13 protein-coding genes and 9 pseudogenes are annotated in these 22,359 nt (G+C 57.8%); 13 read left to right on the forward strand and 9 right to left on the reverse strand.

Features of this window, described 5'->3' with window-relative positions; translation table 11 throughout:
- Positions 1 to 208 precede the first annotated feature (208 nt).
- The 7 genes and pseudogenes from ABIC76_RS24980 to ABIC76_RS25015 all read right to left on the reverse strand — a co-directional run.
- Positions 209 to 619, reverse strand: a complete 411-nt coding sequence (locus ABIC76_RS24980) for a hypothetical protein (RefSeq protein WP_354535564.1) — start codon at positions 617 to 619, stop codon at positions 209 to 211.
- A gap of 428 nt (positions 620 to 1,047) precedes the next feature.
- Positions 1,048 to 1,200, reverse strand: coding sequence for a hypothetical protein (locus ABIC76_RS24985; protein WP_354535586.1), 153 nt, complete (start codon positions 1,198 to 1,200; stop codon positions 1,048 to 1,050).
- 50 nt (positions 1,201 to 1,250) lie between these two features.
- Positions 1,251 to 1,457: pseudogene (locus tag ABIC76_RS25605) on the reverse strand (transposase); the annotation flags it as partial.
- Positions 1,458 to 1,772: 315 nt separating this feature from the next.
- Positions 1,773 to 2,360, reverse strand: a pseudogene (locus tag ABIC76_RS25000) (enoyl-CoA hydratase-related protein); the annotation flags it as partial.
- A gap of 19 nt (positions 2,361 to 2,379) precedes the next feature.
- The gene (locus ABIC76_RS25005) at positions 2,380 to 3,297 is read right to left on the reverse strand and encodes an aldehyde dehydrogenase family protein (RefSeq protein WP_354535566.1); all 918 of its coding nucleotides are present in this window, start codon (positions 3,295 to 3,297) and stop codon (positions 2,380 to 2,382) included.
- A complete protein-coding gene (locus tag ABIC76_RS25010) occupies positions 3,249 to 3,941 on the reverse strand; it encodes an aldehyde dehydrogenase family protein (RefSeq protein WP_354535582.1) in 693 nt (230 codons plus the stop codon). Before ABIC76_RS25010 ends, ABIC76_RS25005 begins: the two co-directional genes overlap by 49 nt.
- Positions 3,927 to 4,106: pseudogene (locus ABIC76_RS25015) on the reverse strand (integrase core domain-containing protein); the annotation flags it as partial. The pseudogene ABIC76_RS25015 and the gene ABIC76_RS25010, both read right to left, overlap by 15 nt.
- 392 nt (positions 4,107 to 4,498) lie before the next feature.
- Here ABIC76_RS25015 and ABIC76_RS25020 point away from each other — a divergent pair.
- The 5 genes and pseudogenes from ABIC76_RS25020 to ABIC76_RS25040 form a co-directional block, all read left to right on the forward strand.
- Complete coding sequence (locus tag ABIC76_RS25020) at positions 4,499 to 5,026, forward strand: hypothetical protein (protein ID WP_354535567.1); 528 nt, start codon at positions 4,499 to 4,501, stop codon at positions 5,024 to 5,026.
- Between the two features lie 1,123 nt (positions 5,027 to 6,149).
- A pseudogene (locus tag ABIC76_RS25025) lies at positions 6,150 to 6,449 on the forward strand (transposase); the annotation flags it as partial.
- A gap of 101 nt (positions 6,450 to 6,550) precedes the next feature.
- A pseudogene (locus tag ABIC76_RS25030) lies at positions 6,551 to 6,685 on the forward strand (IS5/IS1182 family transposase); the annotation flags it as partial.
- Between the two features lie 27 nt (positions 6,686 to 6,712).
- Positions 6,713 to 6,862, forward strand: a pseudogene (locus ABIC76_RS25035) (ISAs1 family transposase); the annotation flags it as partial.
- Positions 6,863 to 8,094: 1,232 nt separating this feature from the next.
- Positions 8,095 to 9,966 (forward strand): annotated as a pseudogene (locus tag ABIC76_RS25040) (DNA translocase FtsK); the annotation flags it as partial.
- Positions 9,967 to 10,104: 138 nt separating this feature from the next.
- Here the strand turns inward: ABIC76_RS25040 and ABIC76_RS25050 are convergent.
- Together ABIC76_RS25050 and ABIC76_RS25055 are read right to left on the reverse strand one after the other, a co-directional pair.
- Positions 10,105 to 10,956, reverse strand: a pseudogene (locus ABIC76_RS25050) (CPBP family intramembrane glutamic endopeptidase).
- Positions 10,957 to 11,363: 407 nt separating this feature from the next.
- On the reverse strand, positions 11,364 to 12,404 hold the full coding sequence (locus ABIC76_RS25055) for an N-acetylmuramoyl-L-alanine amidase (protein ID WP_354535571.1): 1,041 nt from the start codon (positions 12,402 to 12,404) through the stop codon (positions 11,364 to 11,366).
- Positions 12,405 to 13,640: 1,236 nt separating this feature from the next.
- On the opposite strand from ABIC76_RS25055, the gene ABIC76_RS25060 reads away from it, so the two are divergent.
- The 8 genes and pseudogenes from ABIC76_RS25060 to ABIC76_RS25100 all read left to right on the forward strand — a co-directional run bounded on the left by ABIC76_RS25060 (position 13,641) and on the right by ABIC76_RS25100 (position 22,351).
- A complete protein-coding gene (locus ABIC76_RS25060; protein ID WP_354535572.1) occupies positions 13,641 to 14,339 on the forward strand; it encodes a peptidoglycan DD-metalloendopeptidase family protein in 699 nt (232 codons plus the stop codon).
- Positions 14,340 to 14,372: 33 nt separating this feature from the next.
- Complete coding sequence (locus ABIC76_RS25065) at positions 14,373 to 14,516, forward strand: hypothetical protein (protein ID WP_354535573.1); 144 nt, start codon at positions 14,373 to 14,375, stop codon at positions 14,514 to 14,516.
- Between the two features lie 1,938 nt (positions 14,517 to 16,454).
- Positions 16,455 to 17,545 (forward strand): annotated as a pseudogene (locus ABIC76_RS25070) (reverse transcriptase domain-containing protein); the annotation flags it as partial.
- 328 nt (positions 17,546 to 17,873) lie between these two features.
- Entirely contained in the window at positions 17,874 to 18,884 is a 1,011-nt protein-coding gene (locus ABIC76_RS25075; RefSeq protein WP_354535583.1) for an AraC family transcriptional regulator, read from the forward strand.
- Positions 18,885 to 19,509: 625 nt separating this feature from the next.
- Complete coding sequence (locus ABIC76_RS25085) at positions 19,510 to 20,094, forward strand: helix-turn-helix transcriptional regulator (protein ID WP_354535574.1); 585 nt, start codon at positions 19,510 to 19,512, stop codon at positions 20,092 to 20,094.
- A gap of 229 nt (positions 20,095 to 20,323) precedes the next feature.
- A complete protein-coding gene (locus ABIC76_RS25090) occupies positions 20,324 to 20,692 on the forward strand; it encodes a hypothetical protein (protein WP_354535575.1) in 369 nt (122 codons plus the stop codon).
- A gap of 17 nt (positions 20,693 to 20,709) precedes the next feature.
- A complete protein-coding gene (locus ABIC76_RS25095) occupies positions 20,710 to 21,417 on the forward strand; it encodes a DUF5625 family protein (RefSeq protein WP_354535576.1) in 708 nt (235 codons plus the stop codon).
- Between the two features lie 361 nt (positions 21,418 to 21,778).
- The gene (locus ABIC76_RS25100; RefSeq protein WP_354535577.1) at positions 21,779 to 22,351 is read left to right on the forward strand and encodes a DUF5625 family protein; all 573 of its coding nucleotides are present in this window, start codon (positions 21,779 to 21,781) and stop codon (positions 22,349 to 22,351) included.
- Positions 22,352 to 22,359 lie beyond the last annotated feature (8 nt).

Raw genomic sequence — 22,359 nt, forward strand, 5'->3', positions numbered from 1 at the left:
CGGCGCACCTACGAACCGGTGATCGCCGGACGCTGGCCGGACGATGACAGCTGGCTGTCGCAGATTCGCGCCTTGACCACGCAAACGGTGCTCGCTCTGCGCACCATGTTGAGCGAGCAATAGCCCATTCGCAAGCGCAGCGCCGCAGTTGTACGCATGACTGGAAGTGGGCGGGACAGATGAGCCGGAATCTGCAGGGCGAAGAGGGTTAGGTGAGCAGATCGCCTTGCATGGGTGGTGTGGCGGGAGAGGCCGGCTGACGTGCTGGCCTGGAGTAGCCGACGCGCTTGAGAACGCGTGCGACGGTATCGAGTTCCTTCCAGATGGTGCGGGCATCGGTCGGAGAAAGCTGTTCGGCGGCGGCGTCGATGGCAGCGGCGAGTTCAGCCAGGCAGGGCAATGCCTGGTCTAGCGCTTGGCGGTGATGTAGCTGGTGCCGCGCGATCAGCCAGCGATTGAGTGTGGTGCGTTCATCGGCCGTCAGCGTAGCGAGCAAGGTTTTGTTGGGGCCGGCTTCCCTGCGGAAGGTGCCAATTACGCGTTGAGTGGTGCGCATGGCGCCTGGCGTGCGCTCGACGCGGATGAGCTGGATGGTACGGCCTTGTTCGCGGATCAACATCAAGCGGAAATGCGGGAGACGAGGCTCCTAGGATAGCGCGGACAGGGTGATTGGGATCGCGGCCCGGTAAATTGGCCCTGTGGGCCTATCCTGCTGTAAGGACTTCCTCGATAAGTCAAGGGTTGTGAGTTATGGCATTTCAGCGTGCTCTGTTTGGCGATTGGTCGAGCTGCATCATGCGTAAGCGGATTGAGGCGACAGACTGCATCTCTGTAACCGGCCTTATTGCGCGCAAGATGAATCTGATCGCGCGGGCCACCATATCTAAGCCGCACGAGAGCTCCCTATTCACTCGGAGGCCAAACACTGGAACAGGGATCAGCCGTTCACAGTTGATTGCTGGCCAGCAGGATAGCCGGGTTCTGCTCTCGCTCGGTCTGACCTCTACCTGCTATCGCTCATTGCAGCACTTGAGACCGGTGGTTGCCTTACGCAGCAGCGAAAGAGGGCTGCTCGCGCTTCCAGGCAAATGGATCGTAGGTTTCATTGCGTGCCAGCATGGCCCACAACATCCGCGCGTGTTTGTTGGCGATCGCAACGAGTGTCTTGTGATACCCCTTGCGTTGGAACAGTTCGACCACCCAGCGCTTGAACCGGCACAGTTTGTCGGGCTGGCAGCGCAGTGCCGACTGGATTACTGCACGTGCGCCCTGAACCAGCAGCTGACGCAGGTAACTGTCTCCTCGTCGGGTGATCTTGCCAAGTCGATTCTTGCCGCCAGAGCTATGTTGCTGTGGTGTCAGTCCGAGCCATGCTCCGAATTGCCGGCCGTTCTTGAAGCTGTGGCATTGGTGACGGTGGCCACAAGCGCGCTGGCGGTAAGCGGACCAATGCCGAGCAACTCTCGAACCCTTGTGGCCGGCTCGTTGTCGGCGACATGCGCTTTGATCTCCAAATCGCAACGCGCAATGCGTGCTTCGAGGGACGCGAGCTGTTCCCGTGCCTCCAGCAACAACGCCTGAACCGTATTGGGCACCCGTGGATCGTCGGCCAGCAGCGGCAGCGCGACTTGCAGCGTCGAGCGAGCGCGGGCCATGGAAATGCCGAACTCGGCCAGCAAGCCTCGCGCTCGCCTCGCCTGCAGGGAGAATCAGCAGGCAGCAACGTTGGCAAGATCCAAAACTACATTGAGCACTTGCCGGATTTGCTGATCTGCCTGAACGGCGCGGTCCAGATCGTGCTCGCTTGTGACTTGCTGAGCGAGCCCGATCGCCAGCGCCTCCTCGGCCTTGATGAGTGTGCAGGTGAGCGCCAGCCGGCGGGCCTGGCGCAATCCCACGGCGTTGATCAGGTATGGACCAATCACGGCGGGCAGGATGCCGAACTTCGCCTCGCTGACGGAGAACCTGGCCCGCTCGCTGGCGATGGCGATATCCGCCGCGCAGGCAAGGCCCACGCCGCCACCGTACGCCGCACCCTGAATGCGCGCGATCACGGGCTGTGGGCATTGGTCGATCGCCGCCATCATCGATGCAAAGCGACGAGCGTCCTCAAGATTGGCCGCCTGGTCATTGGCTGCGGCACGCCGCATCCATCCAACGTCGGCGCCGGCGCAGAAGGTGCGTCCGGTGGATTCCAACACGACAACGCGCACGCTGCTGTCATCACGTAGGGCTTCGAAGGTTTGGGTGATCCGCTCGATCAGCGCTTCGTCGAAAGCGTTGAGCACATCGGGCCGGTTCAACGTGACACGCAACACACCGCGATCGTCACGGGAAATCTGCGGGCTGGAATCGTTCATGGCAGTTCGCAACAAGGAATCAGGCGTGCTCGCGTCGCTGGACGATGACAAACCGGTCCGCGACAAACGCCAGGTTGGTGTAGCTCGCGTTGGCGGCCGGATTGCCGCCGGTGCCGTGGTAGTCGGAAAAGCTCACCGACTGGTTCACGTAGACGTCCTGCGTGAGATTGATCGACAGCGCAACCCGGGCGCGCCGGCTGACCGCGATCATCTGGTCGACATAGCTGGCATCGGTCGAATACACGCCCAGCGTCATCGCGCCGTGCTCGCGGATGACCGATTGCGCCAGTGCGGCTGCACCTTCGCGTGAATCAGTGGCCACCAGGTAGGACACCGGCCCGAAGCATTCGCGTGTGTACACGTCGGTGTCGGCCTGGTCGAGCGCGATGATGGCCGGCGTGCGGATCTCGGCTTCGGGATAGGCGGGATGCGCCAAGCGCCGGGAAGCCAGCACCGTCTTGCCATGCGCGCTTGAGGCTTCGATGCGGGCCAGCGTGTCGGGGGAGCCCACCGCGCCGAGCACAGTCGTGGCCACCTTGGGGGCCGACAGCCACTGCGTGATGGCCGCCGTAAGATCCTCGCCCACTTGCGCGAAGGTCTTGTGGCCCTGGTCGGTAGCGATGCCGCCCCGGGGGATCAGGATGTTCTGCGTGGTCGTGCACATCTGGCCGCTATAGAGCGACAGCGAGAACGCGATGTTGCGCAGCATGGCGGTGTACTGATCGGTCGACTCGATCACGATCGTGTTGACGCCGGCCATTTCTGCGTACACGCGCGCCTGGCTCGCGTTGGCACGCAACCATTGGCCGAATGCATTGCCTCCCGTGAAGTCGATCGATGCAACGGCCGGGTGTCGTGCGAGCGCTTGTGTCACGGTTGGATCTGTCGTCACCGCCAGCGTGACCACATTCGGGTCGAGTCCTTGTTCGGCGAGCACATCGCGCAGATGCTGACGGTCAGCGCGGCCGGCAGCACCGCGTTCGGATGGGGTTTCACGATAACCGGGTTGCCTGTCGCCAGCGCGGCGAACAGCCCCGGATAGGTATTCCAGGTCGGGAACGTGGCGCAGCCGATCACCAGCGCCACACCTCGGCCGACGATCTCGAAATGCTTGTTCATGATCATCGGCGGCTTCTTGCCTTGCGGCTTCTCCCACCGCGCCTGTTCGGGAACGTCAGCCATCGCTTTCCACGCGTAAGCAATGGCTTCGAGCGCGCGGTCCTGCGCGTGCGGGTCGCCTGCCTGGAAGGCCATCATCGGCCCTTGGCCCGTCGTGAGCATGACGGCATGCGCAATCTCATGGCTGCGCCGGTGGATGCGAACGAGCGCTTCCAGCAGGCAGCCGATCCGGCCACGCGGTCCAGTGGCGGCCCAACCCGGTTCCGCCGCTTCGGCAGCGACAACCAGCGCGGCCGGGTCGCATTCGGGATAGCGAATACCCAGTGCAACGCCATAAGGCGACCGTTCGGGCGCGACTCGTCCGCGTTCGCCTAGCAGCGTCAGCGGGTAGTCGGTGCCGATTCGTGCGTTGACGGCGGCTTCACCTTCCGCCTGGGCGTTTTCGCCGTAGATCTTGAGCACACCTCGCCGATAGCTGCCGTTGAAGCGTTCGATGAAGCCGTTCTGCATCGGGCGCCCCGGCTCGATGAAGTCCAGCGTGATGTCTTTGCTTTCAGCCCATTCGGCCAGCGCCAGTGCGATGAACTCGGGACCGTTGTCCAGGCGCAGCTTGTCCGGGTAGCCACGCAGCCAGGGGTAAGCGTACGGCCGGTGGCCGTGCGATCCCGGCCACCGGCAGCCAACTGACCGAGGCCAAGGCATCGGTGCCCGGCGCTTGCGTACCTCCACGGCCCTGGAAATCCGGTCCGGGTGCCTCGGGCCGCCTTGCCATCGCCAGAATTCAATATGACTAACGACTGTCATCAAAAAATTGATGCCAGTATTTGCGATTCCGACACCTATGCGGAGGTGGGTGTCAATTAGATTCCTCTTAAAAAGGGAAGGGTGATTTCCGATTAGACGATGCTCGTGTGCCGTGGGGTCAGTCTTTTCTGATTTTTACGAGAAGCACTGAGTTTGAATTGGAGATGGGCTCTGTGTTGTGTATAAATTTCTCCAATATTGAGGAGTTATTTCTTATGAAAATAGTACGTCTTGTTAAAAAATGGTCTGCCTTGCCGCTGAATATGGCTATTTTTGCCGCGTTCGGGCTGAGTGGCACCTTTGCGCATGCCGACACGGATCAACTGCCGAATGGCCTGTATCGTATAGCATTGGCTAGCAATCACAATATAGTCTACACAAAACGTGGATCTTGTGACGAATTTCCCGCAGATGACAGCCCGGTAGATGCGCCGCTTAATCCTGATCTATTTCGTCAAAAGTGGTTTGTGACCCGCCAAGCCAATGGAGCCTACACCATTGCCTCGGAATGTCAGCCAACCGTTTTTCTAACAGACGGTGGCTCCTACTGGGCAGCCAGATATGGAACGAATGGCCAGGTTGGTGCCTTTGGTGACTGGGATCCACTCTATAATTACAAGCTCCCGCATTTCTCGACTCAAGAGTTTTATATTGTGAAAACCGCGACGGGTCATTGGACTTATATTAATGCCGCAACCGGCGGTTATTACAGCGGCGAGGTCGATTTTCTTCCCACCAATTAATTGGTTATATGGGCACCTCCAAAGTTTAAGGTAAGTGCCGTTGTGATGTGAGCAAACATGAGGGTCATCGCTGAATATGCTGTGCCATGCGAAGCCCCCTCACACTTGAAATTTTCAAGCAAGTTTCGAAACCGATGCGAAACAGCACTGAAGACGATCAAGACGAACCGGGACGGGGTAGCGTCTACTGGTGGGGGGGTGCCGCTATGGCATGTGGTGTCGCTGTAACATTTTGGGCGATGGCCTACTGGGCCGATGAGCCACCGCCACACAGGCATCGCCCCGTTGAGTCTCCCATTGAAACTGGCAAGCCGCTGACCACGGCACGGTCATCCGTGAACGATGAGCGCGTCTCTACAACATTGCCTACCGCAGCTGCACCGTTGCCCTTCGCTGCCCACATTGTGTTGCCCCGGGAGCAATTCTGCGAAATTCTGCGGCAGCATGGGCAACTTGCCGCGGATGGGACGTTGCTGCGCGCAGTCGGTCGCCAGCCCACCGCTGAACAACCATACGGTGCGGATTCGTGCAAGTTTGATCCGGCAACCTCGCTCTCTCCGTTCGGGCAACGATGAAGATCCACGGCTGCTCACAGACCGGTGGCAGCAGGGTGGTAAGCCGTCTTTGCACAACGCCTCTCAGCGTGTTGCTGCCATAGCCCACGCCCCTCGCGCAGCACCTGCTTTGCAGCAGGCGTGACGCTCCGGCTGCCGCGGGAAAGATCAGAACTTGCCGGACGCCTCCGTCGCTATAATGGCCCCCACTGCCGCACCAACGGCAGCCGGGTGTAGCAGCCCATCTCTCGAGTTCGACAGATTATTGCGTAAGTGTTTGATCTTGTTTGAGCGGGACGCTGTTTTTTGTCCCTACAAGGCGCGGAGGGTCGGAGTGGGCAGGTTGATGATGTCGAACAATTCCTTCTGTTCGGAGCTGTGATTTTTCGCCGCAAAGGCGCCGGTCTTTTTCGGCGTAAAGACGACACAGGAAGTGGCGTAATCCGGGGCTCGAACGGGGATCAAGAATGGCTGTTTTTCGCTCCCTTGGCAATGACGGTTTTAGGGACACTCTTAAAATAAGGGATAGTCTTGTGCCTATCAGTAAGCCTAGTCATTACGTGGAATCCATCGAAGTTCTGACCGAGCCGGAGCGCCGTCGTCGGCGCGCGGCACAGGAAAAAATCGCCATCGTGCAGGAAACGCTAGCACCGGGCGCATCGGTGTCTGCCGTGGCGCGGCGGCACGGCGTGAACCCGAACCAGGTGTTCGGCTGGCGCAAGCAATACCAGGAAGGCAGCCTGGCGGCAGTGCAAGCGGGCGAAACCGTTGTGCCTGCATCGGAGCTGGCCGCAGCCATCAAGGAAATCAAGGAACTGCAACGGCTACTCGGTAAAAATGGTATGGACGCGGCGTTGTTGCATAAATCCGGCCGGCGCGCGGCGTGCTGACGTTTACGCGCAACAGCCACGGCAGGTAGCACTGTAAACATTTCGGCTGTGTGCGTAGATTCTCGACTTTTGCCGGGAAGATGCGCACGGACACACAGAAGCCAACCGAATCCAAGGGCACCTACCGCGTCAAGAACTGGGCGCAATACAACGCCGGTCTGATTGCAAGGGGAGACATCACGATGTGGGTTGACCAAAGCGTGTTGGCGCCGCCGGAGATGCCCGTGTCCGGGCGCGGCCGGCGGTCGCACTGGGCTATTGAGAATGGTATGCACTGGACGCTCGATATGGCCTTCAGCGAGGACCAGTGCCGGGTGCGGGTCGACAATGCCGCGCAGAACTTCGCCGTGCTCAGGCGCATCGCCATGAACCTGCTGCGACAAGACCGTACGAGCATATTAAAACTTGTAGTAGCAGTTCAATGAGCGTTGTCCAGTGGACGATGAGTCTGGAGCGATCATTTGGCGGCGATCCGCGAGGCGTTTCCAACGGATGAGAGTGCTGTTGTGCCAGAACCGCGGTCGATTTGACGACGCGATGGGCCGGAGATAGCCGGGGGTGGCTGATCATCTACGGATGATCATCAGCTTGGATGAATCCAAAGTCCGCGCCCTACATCAGGTGCGCGCCATCCTGGATGGTACAGAATCCTTGGACTTGGTCTCTCTTGGGAGCCCATGTCACCGCTGCAACTGGGTTGCGTCGGTGCTGCACCGCTTTCGCTATCGCCGACTCAAGCGCGCTGATCGAGGTCTGCTCCTTCGCTACATCCGCCACATTAGTGGCTTCAGCCGCTCGCATGTCACCCGGCTGGTGCGGCGCTGGATGCTAGGGCAGCCGGTCACAAGGTAACGTTTGTTTTTCTACTGGCCACGTGCGCCGTGGTAACTTCGGGCGCATTAAGCTCGCCCTGGACCCGCTCAAGGCGTTTGCTTGAGAGTAGGCCCGTCTTACCTATTAGCGGCTCGTGGGGATACTGCGCCGGACGGGCAAGGCGGCCTTGAGTGAACTCAGGAGGGATGCGGATCCAGTTTCGAATGCGTGCTGCGGCTGTAGCTTCACTTTGCCAGCGTTTCATTTAACCGCATACCTGCACATGATAGTCACGACCCGTTGGTTACATTGCGCGAACTGTGGGGCGTTGCGTAGTCATATTCTTGATTCCAAACGATCTCCCCTTGGGATCGGCCATATATCAGAGACGTGGACGTGCATTGTCTGTGGTACCCACCACTTCGTTGGTCAACGCAAAGCAGCTAGCGCCCCATTGATTCACCCTGCAGGCAGGCGTCACACTGACCCGGCGGGTGACACTAGGATTGGGGGAGGGGGCGACAAGACGTCGTCGAACAGCGAGAACAGCGTGTACGCAACGGACCGCGGCCGGCATACCACACAGCAGCAGCGGCAACATCATTCCGATCTGCCTGACCGGATGTCAACGCCGGAGTCGTCAGCGTTGCGCGGTACGATTGTCAGCAGCCCATTCCACCGGCCGCAGCTGGAACTTGAGCGTTATTCAGTATCGGCGCGAGGGCATGGGCGGGCGCCTGCCCCTCTGCCTAGCGAGACCGTGCATGCCGGGTCGCGGACCGGTGAGGCGACGGCGCCGCAGCCGATGCGAGCGCGAGCCCCTGTTGCCGAAACGCCAACCGTCGACCTGGACGCCGTACGCCAAGAAGCCGAGGCGCTCCTGGCCGAACTGCGCGGCCTGATGGCGCCCGCCGTAACGCCGACGCCCGCGCAGGAGCTTGCCGAGCCGAGCGGGGAAGCGGAAGCCGAAGCCGCCCCGATTGTCGAAGCACTGCCCGAGGCGGAAGCACCGCCCGTTGCGCCGTCGATCGAGCCGGCCGCGCAGCCGGAAGTCGCGCCTGCCGTACCTGCGCCCAAGCCGCGCATCGTCTTGCCGGCCGTGGTGGGGGAGGTGGTGTCACGCGCGGCGCCGGCCGTTGCCGCAGCGTCCGTGCCGGCGCCCGCACCCGTGCCGGCTGCGGCACCTGCCGTACCGCGCATCGTCGACTATCGCCTGCCGGGCGCCGCATTGCTGACCGCTGCAACCCCCAGCGCGGAAGCCGTCTCCGCCGACCACCTGGAAGAGACCAGCAACCTGATCGCCCAGCGCCTGGCCGAGTTCAAGGTGCCAGTCACGGTCGTTGGCGCATCGGCCGGGCCAGTCATCACGCGGTTCGAGGTTGACCCGGCGATTGGCGTGCGCGGCGCGCAGGTTGTCGGGCTGATGAAAGACCTGGCGCGCGCGTTGGGCGTGACGTCCATCCGCGTCGTCGAAACCATCCCCGGCAAGACGTGCATGGGCCTGGAGCTGCCCAACGCCCGCCGCGAAATGATCCGCCTGTCGGAAGTCGTGAACGCGGCGGATTTCCAGTCGCATGCGTCGCACCTTGTGCTGGCCATGGGCAAAGACATCACCGGCAACCCGGTGGTGACGGATCTCGCACGCGCCCCGCACCTGCTGGTGGCCGGCACGACCGGCTCCGGCAAGTCGGTTGCCGTCAACGCGATGATCTTGTCGATGCTGTACAAGGCCACGCCCGACGACGTGCGCATGATCATGATCGACCCGAAGATGCTGGAACTCTCGGTGTACGAGGGCATTCCGCATCTGCTCGCGCCCGTGGTGACCGACATGAAGCAGGCCGCGCACGCGCTGAACTGGTGCGTGGGCGAGATGGAAAAGCGCTACCGGCTGATGTCGGCGCTGGGCGTGCGCAACCTGGCCGGCTACAACCAGAAGATCCGCGCGGCAGAACAGGCCGGCCGCAAGGTGCCGAATCCGTTCTCGCTGACGCCCGATGCGCCCGAGCCCCTCTCAACGCTGCCGATGATCGTGGTCGTCATCGACGAACTGGCCGACCTGATGATGGTGGCCGGCAAGAAGATCGAAGAGCTGATCGCGCGCCTCGCACAGAAGGCCCGTGCCGCCGGCATCCATTTGATTCTGGCGACGCAGCGGCCGTCGGTGGACGTCATCACCGGCCTGATCAAGGCGAACATTCCGACGCGCGTGGCGTTCCAGGTGTCCTCCAAGATCGACTCGCGCACGATTCTCGACCAGATGGGCGCCGAATCGCTGCTCGGCCAGGGCGACATGCTATTCCTGCCGCCGGGCACTGGCTATCCGCAGCGTGTGCACGGCGCGTTCGTCGCCGACGAGGAAGTACACCGCGTGGTCGAACACTGGAAGCAGTTTGGCGAACCCGAATACGACGAAGCCATCCTCGCCGGTGATCCGGGTGAAGCTGCCGCGAGCGGTGATTTGTTCGGTGGCGAAAGCGGCGATGCAGAAGCCGATCCGCTCTATGACGAGGCCGCGGCGTTTGTGCTCAACACGCGCCGCGCGTCGATTTCCTCCGTGCAGCGGCAACTGCGCATCGGCTACAACCGTGCCGCGCGGCTCATCGAGCAGATGGAAGCGGCGGGGCTGGTGTCGCCGATGGGGCGGAATGGGCAGCGTGAGGTGTTGGCGCCCGGTGAGTGAGCGCCACCGCAGCTGCACTGTGGGCGGTCTCGCTGGCTAGGTCACTTCGAAAGCGCTGCAGACACTGGATTTGCGCAGTTGCGCCAGGTCAGCATGGGAAAAGACCGCGCAAGCCCTATGGAGCAATAGCGCGATTCATCAACCAACGATGGGCTGTAGCATCGGATACGTAAACAGAAAAAAGTGCATCACGTCCAGCCCGAAATGGGCTGTGATGGAAGCTGGTAGTCCGCCAAAGCGGTACGTCAACCCGTATCCGGTCCCCGCAACGCTTGCGAACAGACCCCATTGCCATCCACCTGAGATATGAGCAATACCAAACAGGCCGGCCGCCCCACATAAGGCAAGCACGCCTCCTCATCTCCAACGCTTGAGGAGCCGCTCCAGGCCACCCTGCAGATAGCCGCGAAACAAAGCTTCCTCAGTGAACGTGACAAGCAGCAGGTTGTTCAATGCCCACAGCACGCTGTCGGCGGGCCACTTCGGCGTCCACGCCACAAAGCCGAGCGATAAGGCAGCGGTCAGGCAAACCGCCGCTGTGCTGACCAAGCCGACGACACCGGATATCAACGACGCCGGCAGCTCTTGCGGCGACCGAATCCACGGAATAAACAGCACTAGCCAGAAACCAATCAACGGCTTGTCCAGATTGAGGTACATCGTAAAGAGCACCGCATCCGGCGTGAAACGCACTGGACCAATGACCCGGGGATTGTGAAAGCCCGGTAGCCAATGCATGCAGAGCGCGATCGCGAGCACTAGAAACAGCATGTGCGCAGCATATTGAAGAGGCAGCTTGCGGCTTTGCGACACTGCGTAAGCGGCAAGAAGGAGCAGCGCAACGGGGATTGTGGCCAAAGGGCCGAGTTGCCCGTTCGCCAGCGCGGCACCATAGCCCAAAACCACCAGTCCCAGTCCTCTCCATCGGAACGCTGTAGCCCACGTTGCGGGCACCGCCAGGAAGATCGCTATCCATGGCGATGTGAGCATAGGTACCCCCAGACATTGACTTGGAGATGCATGAATTCTGTTCTTGCCATCCTAATAGGCATGTCAGCGAATGCCCTCTTGAGAAGCACCTCGCTCGAACGGGTGAACGCAAGTCAGTATGCCTGCTAAAAGCAATGAGCGGTTCAGGGGGGGACATTGCTGAATGACGGCCTGTAATGGGCAGAGTCGTCGCCCTGGATTTGGTGACTGGGGTGGGCGTAAAGATGGGTGCTAAGCATTCGTTCTTGTCTTCCATCGCCGCGAGCTGATCGACCAGCCTGGGAGCGGGATGGTTCGCTAGCATACGATACCGATGCACGGACGCAACGGAGGCCACGAGTCCTATAGCGAGAGCGTGAAACTTCCTTCCGCGCAGAATTGCGCACCCCCGGGTCTCGGACGGACTCTCAGAAACGCATGGAGCCTGGTTGATCCGTCGCGCTCGATGGGGACCATATGTCGGGGCCCTTTTCGTCTGTGCCTTGCGAACGAACCTTGTCGGGTGGGCTTTGGATTGATGAGGGGCGTCTAACTCGAAAGTATTTTTCCCGAAGCGCATCAAGAATTGCAACCGTTTCGACGTCGGGTACTCCGTCATATTGGGCAGGACGAAAGTGCATCTGGAACGCGGCAACCACGTTGAGAGTTTGCGTGTCTAACACGCCCGTCTGCGGGGTATCGTAGCCGTATGCGAGCAGCTTCGCCTGCAGATCAACGATGTTGCCGCGAAATGGTTGATGGTTCCGATAGTAGTCAATCGCCTCCGCTTCAGGCCACGCCCCAATCTGGAACTGTGTATAGAGCTTTTGCCACGGAAATAGAGGGCCTGGATCAAACTTGCGTCCCGGAGAGATGTCGGAATGGCCGACGACCTTTTGTGGAAGAATTTTGTGACGGGCAACGATATCGGTGGCAAGTTTTCCGACCACCGCAATCTGCTCGTCCGAATACGGATACCAACGACGGCGCATCAGCGGCGCGTTCTGATCTTGCGGCGGAAAACCAAGGTTGACCGCTTCTATGCCAACCGTGCTCGAATTGAGCATGCGCTCGCCTTGCCAGTAGCTTAAGCCAGCATGCCAAGCCCGATGTTCTTCCGGGACAAGCGCATAGACACGAAAGCGCCCATCGCCACTAGCTGTATCCGCCACAAGATAATGTGCACTGACCTGCTTTTGCGTATCGGTCAGCGAGGCGATCGAGTCCGCAAGCGTTTCGGCGGTGTAGTGCAAAACAAGCGCACGCACGCGCGAGTCTTGATTTGGTGACTGGATCGACGTGTCGATTGTATACGACGCATCCTGCGTTTCCTGTGCAGTTGAGCTCCCACATCCTGCAAGCGGCAACGCAAGCGCTCCGAGTGACCACACTGAGGTTCGGGCGAGAAAACTTCTTCGCTCAAGATTCGATACGACTTCGCAATGTTGTGCAGACTGCGGCTTTTCCATCCAATCGCTCCCGGTTTATGCGTAGACGTAGCGAAATTGCCAAGGACGCTTTTTTTCATCCCTGTCAGGCCTTAGCGATGTTCTCCAACTGAGAAGATCCGAGTGGTGCGATACCAAGGAGACGGCTGATTCAAGTCGCCGAGACCACCGCAGCGGTAGTTGAGGACGGATTGTTCGGCGCCTGTGTAACTCGAGTGACGCAGACTGAATCAAGTGCTCCTTCGGTCAGCTCAAAGCTAGGCGACGCCATCACGGAAAAGATCAATATTTGTTGCAGTGATGGTAAATTGTATTTAAATATGATTTAATATTTATTTAATTTTTCGTAACAAGTGTACTTTCTCGGGTAAGTGGAAATGAAAATTTCCATTCATTTATATATTTAAATTTCCGATTCAATTTGATGATTCGGATAGTCCAGTGGAGTCTCCAGAGTTGCGGTCTTGAGAGTCGGATGAAAAAATGTCGACCGATATTGCTGGAAATCTGTCACGTTGCACGTCACCATTGTCAAGCCGTGCAGAAGGGCGGTGATGGCGATGAACCTATCGCGGATCGACGTGGATCGGGGACGTGCAAAGAGCACGCCGGTAAGGATCCTGCCGCTCAGCCCCTGCCAACGGCAAACCGCTGCGCGGGTTCAGACGGATTAGGGACGGGACACGACCACTCGTACCGTTGATTTGACGTACGCCAACTGCCAGCGAAGCCTATGCCCATTGAGCCAGGAAGTCCCTGGCGAACCAGCCGTGGGGCCGACATTTTTACGTCTTAGTTAGGCAGAACATGTGAGCGAAAGTTTTGCATTCTGCTGCACCGGCAAGCGCTACAGTCGCCAAGCGTGTAGGGGTCCCTCAAGGTTGGGCCGCGGGCTCAGCACAGCGTCACCACGTTCCGTGAGCATGCGCGCGAGACGTTGTCTATTCGTGGGGGGGCGCCATGAACCATCGGTACTACTGCACGGTACGCGGCCTTGATGGCGAAAACCTTTTCGAGGGCGACTACGGGTTCTACTGGCGCAACAAGCGGCAAGCCTAGTCAGCGGACTACCGGTCGGTGTTGTGATCAATTTACACAGCGGTTGGGCGACGCCGGTTGGTTCGCGCTCATATGACGTGCCCGCCAGCACGCCGAACATTAACCTCCATGCATTTGCATGTGGGGCTTTGCGTTGAGAAGTATTGGCCCATCCTTGGGGAGCGATTTCGTATGCAATGTGCCGTCAGGAAACGATCGATGTGTCTGCGTTGGCTGGGTACGGTGTTGTGGGCAACATCGCTGGGGGCCTGTACGTTGATGCCATGGTCAACCAAACTCGAGACCAGCACGCACGTGGCGGCGGGGTACTACCAAGTCAATGCTGGAGATACGTTGGCCTCCATTGCCGCAGCGTTTGGGCGGCGACCAGGGGAGATTGCAGCATGGAACGGCGTGAGGGCGGAGCAAGGCATTGAGCCAGGTCAAGTGCTGCGCGTGGCTCCGAACCCGCAAACAGAGACTGTACTGCCGGCGAAAGCTGGATCAAAGCACAACGAGAATGGTGCTGAGCCGGGGTTGGCATGGCCGGCGCAGGGGACCATCGTCGAATCGTTTGCGCCAGGAAAATCGGAAGGCATTGTGATTCGGGGCATGCCAGGCAAGGCTGTGAAGGCCGCGGCAGCGGGCCGCGTGGTGTACGTGGGCTCGGCACTCAGGAAATACCGGCTGGCAGTCATCATCAAACACGAGAACGACCTCGTGACCGCGTACGGTGACAACAGCAAGCTATTTGTAAAAGAGGGCGAGACCGTGCAGCGGGGCCAGAAGATTGCGGAGATGGGGTCCGATGGGAAAACAAACGGGATGCTGCGTTTCGAGGTGCGCAAGGGTGGCAAACCGATAGATCCGCTTGCGGTGCTGCCCAAGCCCGATGTGATGGATGTCGTACGCCCATGACCTGGCGAACTGGCGGCCTGAACGCAGAAATGGATGACTTACCTGCTGGGGCTGTCGTATCTGATCGTTACGGTGGATGCTGCAGCGTTTCGTGACCAGGACCAGCAATACATCATTGAGAAGGCGATGAAGGAGACGCAGGCGCGCTTGGCAAAGGCCCAGGCCCCTCGACAATGAGTTCGGCCTCTTCAGTGGTTGTGCGATCTGGCCACCCCTGACGGGCTACTCAAAAGAACCCTAAATTTCATTGGCGGAATTCCTTGTCTGCAGTTATGCGCAATATTGGCCTCACCGACGGATCTCGCTCGGAGAGGAATTCTCATCGGCGTAAATTGCACACAGCTTGTAGAGGTTATCTTGACGCAAGAGATGTGCTATGCCAATTGAAGTCTACGGTGGAGGTTGGCCAAGCTTTGTGGACGTGGAGGCGACTGCGTCAAAAAGCATGGGCTGATGGCGCAATATCCTGCGCGGGAATTGCTTGCCGGTGTTGAGACGATCACCGACATCTCGATGCGGCATGTGCAATGACCATCTTGCCCAGAAAAAAGAGCCAAGCACCGGGAGAGATGCTTGACTCCTGGAGGGCGTGTGAGGCCCTAAATACGAGCTCACCGCGCGAGCGAACGGGGAAGTTCACAAGACCCGCACGGTTTAATTAGGCTAGGTAAACATGGGCATGCAAATGTAAATTTTTTTGTCAGAAACAAAATTGCAATTGTTATCAATCGATTGGTTGGTGCAGTCTTACGATGATCCTGTCGCTGTTGGGATGGCAGCGATACTCTGCTGAAAGTGGAAAGGGAAAAGTCTTTCGAGACTTGGCAGCCGGGAAGACGGCATTAGGGCCGGACGCCTTCGACAACGTCTGGCCCTTATCTTTTCGTGGGCGCCACTCTTTGGCAGAGCAGAAGCCTTCCAGGCTTATGACGACGGTTCGATTTTATTCGCCCACCCACCTTACGTCCGGAATGCAGCATGCCAAACAATCCACATCATCGACTACCACTCTTTACGTCGTTACAGTACGTGGTGATCGCTGTTGCCACGATTTCGGGCACGGCTCTCGGGGCAGTTCTACCGGGCGGCAATGGAGCGCTGCCCGGTTTTTTCGCTGGCGGATTGCTCGGTGTGTTGGCGGCCGTTTCGTTTTTCTTCTGATGAAGTCACTTCGAGCTCCTAGCTCACGCTTGTTTAGAGCAGCGAGACCATAATTCCTCGGTGCCGTGTTCGACTCGTGAGAGGCCACCACGCCCGCATAGTTCAATTGGTAGAGCAGCGCACTTGTAATGCGAAGGTCGGAGGGCAATACCTTTTGCCGCACCATCCACCTTCCCGAGCGGTGAAATTGGTAGGCACCGCAGACTAAAATCTGCTGTGCCCTCATCGGCGCGTGCCGGTTCGATCCCGGCCTTGGGTACCATTTCCGCCAGTTAGACGGTACGCGGGCGGCCAGCAGCACCGCTGTCCAAGGCAAGGTGTCGGCCGTCGGTCCCGCGCGGCGGGCAGCATAGCACCAGGGTGCCCCAAAAAAAAAGAAGCCAAGCATCCGAGGGAATGCTGGGCTCATTGCGGGGCCGGAGGAGGCCCGGGTCGGGCGTCGTACAGCAACCGTGGTTGACGAGTGCGGGACGTGATGCATGGACGCGTCCAACGCATGGGTGCCAGGTACGCAGTTGCGTCAGGATGGGGCCGGGCCGTTGCTTTCGAGCGGCCAGGCTTTACTACCGCATCTCGGCTTCGATCTCGTACAAGCTCGCCATGTAGCGCAGCGCCTGAGGTGATGGCTCCGGACCGAACGAAGACAGGCAGGCGATGAAGGTGGGCATGCGATCCCTACCTTGCAGCACTTGTGGCATCTTGTGCGACCACGCTCTCATCATCGCCGCGGTGGCTAAAAAGCAAAAAGCCCGCTTGCGCGGGCTTTGCTATGTGCGCCCAGCATGGGCGCATACCTGCGGGTGCAAGTCCCGCCGTAAGTTGCTCACAGCGAACGAAGTGAAACGCAACTGCATGAGGGTGACCGAGTGTGGGGAGGAAGCGTGGAACGTAAATCATGAGCCGATGAACAAGAACTGCATACAAGGCGATGCCGAGCAGGGCGAGCGGGCCAGGATCCGCGAAGCTCTCGTGACCAAGGCGAGTCGGCGTAGATGCGGCGGCCGTGTGGTGAAGGTATATGCACCTTACTCGGGGAGATCTCGCCTCGATCCTGAAAGGGTACCCACCGTGACCGACCGTCTAATCCAGCAGGCACTACTGTGCTGCAACCGCTGATTGACCCCACCGTTAGCAGGCAAAGTCATGGATTTCGCCCTGGCCGCTGCGCGCACGATGCCGTGCTCGCGGCACAACGCTACGTAAAGGAGGGCTGCCGAGTCGTTGTCGACGTCGACCTGTCCAAGTTCTTTGACCGGGTCAACCACGACATCCTGATTGACCGCCTGAAGCGACGCGTGAACGACGCCGGAGTGATTCGGCTGGTACGCGCCTACCTGAGCGCGGGCATCATGAGTAGCGGTGTGGTGGGCAACCGGGTAGAGGGCACGCCGCAAGGCGGGCCGCTCTCCCCGTTGCTGGCCAACGTGCTGCTCGACGAGGTAGATCGTGAGCTGGAGCGGCGAGGCCATCGCTTTGCCCGTTATGCCGACGACTGCAATGTGTATGTGCGCAGTCTGAAGGCAGGCGAGCGCGTGATGGTGTTGCTCAAGCGCTGCTACGACAAGCTGCACCTGAAGATCAACGAATCGAGAAGTGCAGTGGGCCCTGTCTTTGGCCGCAAGTTCCTATGGTATGCCTTCTGGGAGACCCGCAGCGGCGAGATCAAGCCCGTCGTATCAGACAAGGCGCTGGCGACGTTCAAGCAACGAATCCGGCAGCTCACCCGTCGATCTGGCGGCCGCAGTATCGGTGAAGTCATCGAACGGCTACGCAGCTATGTATTGGGGTGGAAAGCGTACTCTCGACTGGTGCAAACCTATCGCCGCTGGCAACAGTTGGACGAGTGGATGCGCCGCCGGATGCGCGGACTCCATCTTAAGCACTGGCGGCATGGCAAGACGATCTACCGGGAATTGCTGAACTTGGGGGCGTATCCTCAGACTGCGCGATCCGTGGCGGCCCTCGGCCGCCGTTGGTGGCACAACAGCATGACCGCGCTGCACCACGTCTTGACGACGGCCTACTTTGATCGCCTTGGCATGCCCGTCTCACATAACCTCAACTTCTCGAACCGCCTGGTGCGGACCCGCATGCCAGGTGGTGTGGCAGGGGACCGGTCAGTTACGCTGGCCGCCCCTATGCCGATCTTGGCTCAGGTCTAGGAGCGAGCCTTTCGACTTGCCAGAAGAGGGCGCCTGAAAATCTCGATGCGTCGCTCTTCTATTTGTGGTTGCGGGGGCTGAATCCGGACAAGCATGAACATAGGCTACGCACGGGTATCGACAGAAGAATTACACCGGGATCCAGCGAATGGTGCACTTGAACGAGTGGGCTACGAGGTCAGACATGCGCCCGCGCAGCCGGCATCATTGGATGCGCACTACGATCGGGAGCTATGCGTTCGCGGTAGGGCGGGCTTTGGAGCACTACGGTGTAGACCCGCACGCGGCATTCAGAGCGGCCGAGGTGTCGATGCATCGAGGTAGCAACCCCATGGCACGGGTACCTGTCGCCGCCATATCACGTCTCTTCCGCTTCGGGGTGATGGCCACCGAGGATCCGTACTTCGGGTTGAGCGTCTCCCGCCATCTGCATCTTGCGGACTTGCATGCGTTCGGCTATGCGCTGATGGCTAGCAGTACGCTGATGGACTACTGTCGCCGCCTTGCTCAGTACTACCCGGTATTCTCATCGGGCGTCAGTGAGGTCACGCTCGATCAAGATGATGATGAGGTATCGCTGCGATGGCATCTTGCCGAAGACGTGTGCGGCGAGACGGAGGACACTGTACTTGCCTTCCTCGTGACCTCGATGCGACAACTGTACCGGCCGACGATGAACCCCGTTCGGATCGCGTTCCACCATGCGATGCCCAGTGAAGGGGATGGGCCATACCGGCGACTGTTCTATGCGCCGATTGTTTTCAACGCTCCCCAGCCCGCGCTCGTCATGTCCCGCCAAGACTTGGAGCAGCCGCTTGTCGGTGCCTGCCCTGAGCTTGCGCGATATCACGATCAGGTTGTCCAGAGCTATCTCGCGCGCCTGGATGCCAGCGATGTGATTAGGATGGTCAGAAGGAAGATCGTCGAGTTCCTGTCCACCGGAGAGTGTGGGCGTGAACGCGTTGCACAGGCCATGTGCATGAGCGCGAGCACCCTGCAGGTCAAGTTGGCGCAACGCGAAACCACCTTCCAGACAATTCTGGACGACACGCGCAAAGAACTCGCGTGCGTCTATGTTCAGCAACTCTCCTGGCCACTGATCGAGATCGCGTTCCAACTGGGCTTTTCCGATAGCAGCAACTTCACGCGCGCCTTCAAGCGCTGGACGGGCTTGTCTCCCAGTGACTACCGGCTCCGGCAAGGGTATCAATGCCAGTCATAGATTCCGATGGGGAGTATCTATCCGGTACTGAGATCTATCCGACGGTGACAGGCAACTGCCCTGTTCGCGGACGAGCGTGATGCGGCCCGGATGAGACAGGGCACCCAGCATGACGTCCACCGTTGTTGCCCTGAAGGCGCCCGTCTACCGTACCGAAGTCCGTCCTGGGCTGGTCTTCAACGCCTAAGTTGGTCTCTGTTGCAAACGTTGATGATCTGACGATAGACGTCAATTTACGATGGTATGCCGGGCGCACACCTATGCGCGCTGAAGAGGCGCGTTTGGGCGCAGAAGGCCGTAGCGGTAAGTACCTTTGGCATTCAGTTGTCCGTTGAAGGGGCGCGGAAACTGTTCGACCAACTGGTGCGGTGCCAGCAGACTCCGAAAGTGCTGAATACTGACTTGGTCTGGCCGTCGACTCGTGCCAACCAATCCCGCGAATTACCGATACACAGCGGTACGCGTACGACGAATCTTTTCCCGCATCGCGTTCATGAAAACACTGTCTGCAAGTGATTTGAGCCGGTGGCAGAGGGCTCTTCTAGGCCAGCCGTCCGACCCCACGCAATGTATGACATGGACAACTGGCGTACTCCGAGACTTCTTCCCGTTTCAACGAGTTTTCATGGCGCACGGCATGCTGGTTGCCGGTGAAATCACGATCACTCACTGGCAAGCTCACGGGCACGATGCAAGGTATCTCGAGCAACAGGCATTGACATTCGAGCTAGAAAAGCGAGGTGCACTATCTTGGTGGCTGACAAACCGACAACCCTTTGTGATCGACCCCGATTGCCCGCCACCTTATGCGACGGAATTCGAGGTCAATGAAATTAGGGAGTTCGATCTACAGAACGTTGCTGCTCATGGAATCTTGAATCTTAAAGCAAACGCGGGAACGTATTTCAGTTTTGCAGGCGTATCAACACCTCTCTCAGATTGGCACCTCGACGCTCTGCGCGTACTGGCTCCGGTGCTCAATGACTTGTACCTGGCGCAACTCGCGGACTTCGACACCGTATCCAAGGTCATGCGAGATCTGACGCTTCGACAGCGAGAGATTGCTCGCCGGGTGGTCGCTGGGCATAGCGACAAAGCAATTGCGCGTGAGTTGGGAGTCTCCCCGCAGACTGTTAAGAACCAGTTGTCTGCCGTCTACCAGCGCTTGGGCTTGCAAAGACGCTCTCAACTCATCGAACTTCTTCGATGAACGGTACTTTTGTACCATTTACTTCCGCCTTGCTTCAAGGCTAATCTCGGAAAGCGCTATTGTTAACATTGCCTTGTCCATGCTAATTGATGGAGGCAATGGCTTGGGGCGAGGCGGGAGAAAGAATGGATTGAGTCGCGATGAATAATCCACTTTTAGATGGTCTGGTCGGTTTTCTTTCTCTATTTCTCTATTATTAAGCTCAGGCTGGATTTTTTTGGAGTGGAAAATGACAGATTCAACAATAAATCTTGATGTAAAGAGACTTGAATTTGCTCGCGAGGCGATTCGCTTATATGGCGATCGAATTCCCATGGCGGCTCAAGAATATATTCTGAAGCAACGAGTGGTTCCGGGAATGTCACCCTATGAGGCAAAGCTTGCGGCGGGCGCGTTCTACTTCAAGGTTGAGGTAGATCCTACGGTGTGGTCCGCGGATGCTGATCCTCTCGTGGTTATTGACAAACAGTCTGTGGTGCCGGATGGAAGCAAGATTTGGATGACATTTGAAACGAAGACTCAATTTCCTAGTGAAGGAAAAAAGAAATTTCAAGTGTATTTTGAGCGCGGAGTGGCAAAAGAAATTATTAAAAAATAAATTGAATTATGAATTCAATGAGTCGACGCGGGTTTTTGATACTTGTTGGGTTAATTCCATTTTCGATGCGCGGCATATTTGCTGAGACTATCGCCATGATTGCTCCTTGTGCATTTTCATTTGATGCAAGTCATGCTGGTGTTGTGGTGACTGGGAGATTTTCTGTTAGAGAGCGTAGGCGCTACAAAATCACACTGAGCTTCTTCCATAAAGGAGGAGAAGACGCGGAGAATTTGCGAAAACTACTGGATTCCCAAGAGGCGTGGTATTTGACGGACAGTCTTAAGTCGACGTCACCCATAAAGGTTACGTACGAGAATTTTATGGGTAAAGGGTCATTTTCATCAAGTCAGGAGAGGAGTGCCGCACTAACAGAAGCTGCTGCGAAGTATGACGAGGCCGTGCGTGAGGCAATTAGATCCAGGTTCGATGGAGTTAAATACGAATACTCTTATGTGCCTCAGAATAAAAAGGGGTTGATTCCCTTAAGTGTTAGGCTTTCTGAGGTTGAGAGTGATCGTGAGGAATCTTTAATTTTTGAAAAGAAGCTGGATACATTAGGTATGGAATCCGGTGGGGGCGGAAAATTCACACGGGAAATTTTCTCTGCTGATTTGCGCCCCGGAAAATCCTATGAATTAACGGTAAAAGCGCTGCGCGACTCCCCGCTGTTTTTTGATAGGGAAATGAAAATCGGGGTCATATTTGATCCGAGGCTTCAATAAATCGAAGATTGATCTGGAAATAACTATGCCGCAAATTACTGTATTTATTGCTGATAGGAACGCAACCTATGGTTGCAGTGCAAAAAATATCCTGGAGCGGCGAGTGGCTCTCGGAATATCACCCTATGAGGAAAAACTCGCTGGGGATGTTCTATTTTAAGGTTGAAGCTAGCCAAAAATAATGGCCTTTCAATGCTGATCCACATGCGGTTATGGGCAGGCAATCAGTTTGCCCGGATGAAGGCGGGATTTGGATGATATTTGAAGCTGAAACTCATTTTTCGGATGAAGGTAAACAGCGATTATCTATTTGCTTTTTTAATGAAAAGGCGCAAAGCATTGAAGGGGCATTGGAATAAAAATGAGTAACAGGGAATTTTCGAATCAAAGGAGAGGGGCTGTGGCGTGTCTTTTTTCTTTTTTGTGTCTGCCGCGATGGGCGCGTTCTAGTTGGTTTTCTCGCTCCGATTCTGATATCCCGACCATTCCGCCAGGGCGAAATTTTAAGTGGGATGTTGGTCGCCAAAGCAGCCGCATTGAGCAGGCGTTTATTATCGAAGAATACCGTATATATAATTTTGATGTTGGCTTCGGTAGTCCGGTTGCGTGGGATGACAAGGCGCATCAAGAATGGCGAAAGGATCGGCGAGCTGTAGATCTTATTGATGCCATTGATATTCCGATTCATATTCAAGTCCAGAAAATAAATGAAGTTGGGGATGTGTCAGTTTTAATTGATCAGGATGCGCGTACGGAGCCAAAGTTTACCGGTGGCGATGTCCTTACTCGGCATATTGCTACCGTCAAGCTCCGCCCCGGAAAATACAAGGTGATTGCAAGCACTTTGCAAGAGACAGTTCTGCCGGAGGGGGTGGGCACTTACCTGCACATCGGCTTTTATCCCAAGTCAACTACTTTCAACGACAACGAATAACAAGAGAA

The sequence above is a fragment of the Ralstonia sp. 1138 genome (assembly GCF_040544795.1).
Classification (GTDB): domain Bacteria; phylum Pseudomonadota; class Gammaproteobacteria; order Burkholderiales; family Burkholderiaceae; genus Ralstonia; species Ralstonia flatus.